Origin of the sequence: Pseudomonas proteolytica (assembly GCF_007858275.1) — a bacterium.
Lineage (GTDB): Bacteria > Pseudomonadota > Gammaproteobacteria > Pseudomonadales > Pseudomonadaceae > Aquipseudomonas > Aquipseudomonas proteolytica.
On the sequence record NZ_VFEV01000081.1, the window covers coordinates 1 to 2,449 of the forward strand.

The window sequence follows — 2,449 nt, forward strand, 5'->3', positions numbered from 1 at the left end:
GTATGCGTCCGGCCAACCCCCCTTCCTGTCCCCGGCGCCAAAGGCGATGGTGTCCACCTAATTTAAGTGGACACCCTTTCTAGCCTTTTAAGCGGGTCTTTTCATGCAGCCACAACGCCGCTCCTACTCCATATCCTTCAAGGCCCAGGTCATTCACGAATGTGCCCAGCCCGGAGCCTCGATTGCCAATGTCGCACTGAGCCACCGTCTCAACGCGAACCTCGTCCATAAATGGATTCGAGTGCAAGCGCAGAAAACCACCGCACTGCAACCTGCTTTCATTCCGCTGCCCGTGCCACCAGCCGGAGCAACTTCGCAAGCCGCGGCATCGGCTATCTGTCTGGAAATCCCACACCCGCGTGGCACCGTCAAAGTGAACTGGCCGACCGAGAACGCCGCTGCCTGTGCGACCTTTCTGCGAGACCTGCTGCGATGATTCGCATCGATGCTATCTGGCTCGCCACCGAGCCTATGGACATGCGTGCCGGCACCGAGACTGCATTGGCCCGGGTGATTGACGTGTTCGGTGCGGCGAAGCCGCACTGCGCTTATCTGTTCGCCAATCGCCGCGCCACTCGCATGAAAGTGCTGGTCCATGACGGTGTGGGTGTTTGGCTTGCAGCGCGTCGGCTGCATCAAGGCAAGTTTCATTGGCCGGGCATACGCCATGGCCCGCAAGCCGAACTCGATACTGAACAACTTCAGGCTCTGGTACTGGGTCTGCCGTGGCAGCGGGTCGGTTCAAACGCTGCAATCACGATGCTCTGATACCCGCCATTCACCTATAGGCTGATCGCCGCTGAGTGCCGGCTCTGGCACAATCAGCGGCATGACTTCGCTCCCCGATCTTGACCACCTGACACCCGAACAACTGCGCGCACTGGCCGCGCAGTTAATGCAGCGTGTCGGCACCCTCGATCAAGAGGTGGATACGCTGGGCAAGACAGTCGATACCCTCGGCAAAACGGTCGAGACGATGGGCAAGAAAATCCATCACGACAAAACCCTCATCGAGAAGCTGACCCACGAGATCGCGCAGCTCAAGCGGTTCAAGTACGCCAAGCGCAGCGAGCAGATGCACCCGGAGCAGGCCAGCTTGCTCGATGACTTGATCGACACCGATATCGCGGCGATCGAGGCTGAGCTTCAAACGTTACAACTCGCCCCGGCACCGACCGAGACCAAACAGAAGCCCAAGCGCACTGCATTACCAGCGGAGTTTCCGCGCACGCTGATCCATCACGAACCGGACAACACTCACTGCCCATGCGGCTGCGCACTTAAACGTATCGGCGAAGACGTCAGCGAAAAACTGGACTACACGCCTGGCGTGTTTACCGTCGAGCGCCATGTGCGTGGCAAGTGGGTCTGCGATGACTGCGAAACACTGATCCAGGCACCGGTACCGGCACAGATCATCGACAAAGGCATCCCGGCCGCTGGGTTGTTGGCTCATGTCATGATCGCCAAGTTTGCCGATCATTTGCCCCTTTACCGCCAGGAATCGATTTTTGGCCGTGCCGGCTTGGCGATCCCGCGCTCGACGCTGGCTCAATGGGTGGGGGCCTGCGGTGTGCAATTGCAGCCATTGGTTGATGCACTGCGCGATGTTGTACTCGCACACCCGGTCGTTCATGTCGATGAAACGCCGGTACAAATGCTCATGCCGGGTCTGAATAAAACCCATCGCTCATATGTCTGGGCCTATGCCACCAGCCAGTTCTGCGAAACGGCGGCGGTGGTCTACGACTTCAGCCTCAGCCGCGCCGGAGAGCATGCCCGAAACTTCCTGCAAGACTGGAAAGGCCAACTGGTCTGTGATGATTTCGGTGGCTACAAGGCCAGCTTCGAACTCGGTGTAACCGAGATCGGCTGCATGGCCCATGCCCGGAGAAAGTTCTTCGAGCTGCACGCGACCAACAAGAGCCATATCGCTGAACAAGGCTTGCGCTATATCCAGTTGTTGTACGAAATCGAAAATGAAGTCCGTGACCTGGAGCCGGACTTACGCCGCCGAATACGGCAAGAAAAAGCAGCTCCGGTGATGGCTACGTTACACACCTGGATGATCGCCCAGCGCGACCTTGTGCCCAACGGCTCGGCCATCAGCAAGGCGCTCGATTACAGCCTCAAACGCTGGACGGCGTTGTCGCGTTATCTTGATAACGGGGCTGTGCCCATAGACAACAATTGGTGTGAGAACCAGATCCGGCCATGGGCTCTTGGGCGCAAGAACTGGCTCTTTGCAGGCTCGTTGCGAAGTGGAAAACGGGCGGCAGCCATCATGAGCCTCATCCAGTCGGCGCGACTGAATGGGCATGATCCGTATGCCTACTTGAAGGACGTCCTCACGCGTCTGCCGACGCAGCGGGCGAGTGAAATTGAGGAGTTGCTGCCGCATAGGTGGCAGCCGGTTTAGTTACGCAAGGGGTGATGCCCGGACGCATAC

The 2,449-nt window shown here is 58.6% G+C and carries 3 protein-coding genes; all 3 read left to right on the forward strand.

The features are described from left to right. Positions 1-103 precede the first annotated feature (103 nt). The 3 genes from tnpA (at position 104) to tnpC (ending at position 2,419) form a co-directional block, all read left to right on the forward strand. Positions 104-436, forward strand: coding sequence for an IS66-like element accessory protein TnpA (gene tnpA, locus FIV38_RS29730; RefSeq protein ID WP_034137097.1), 333 nt, complete (start codon positions 104-106; stop codon positions 434-436). Then, on the forward strand, positions 433-768 hold the full coding sequence (gene tnpB, locus FIV38_RS30650; RefSeq protein ID WP_033901901.1) for an IS66 family insertion sequence element accessory protein TnpB: 336 nt from the start codon (positions 433-435) through the stop codon (positions 766-768). The genes tnpA and tnpB overlap by 4 nt, the downstream gene beginning before the upstream one ends. Before the next feature lie 61 nt (positions 769-829). Beyond that, positions 830-2,419, forward strand: coding sequence for an IS66 family transposase (gene tnpC / locus FIV38_RS29740; protein ID WP_033901900.1), 1,590 nt, complete (start codon positions 830-832; stop codon positions 2,417-2,419). The last annotated feature ends 30 nt before the right edge of the window (positions 2,420-2,449 follow it).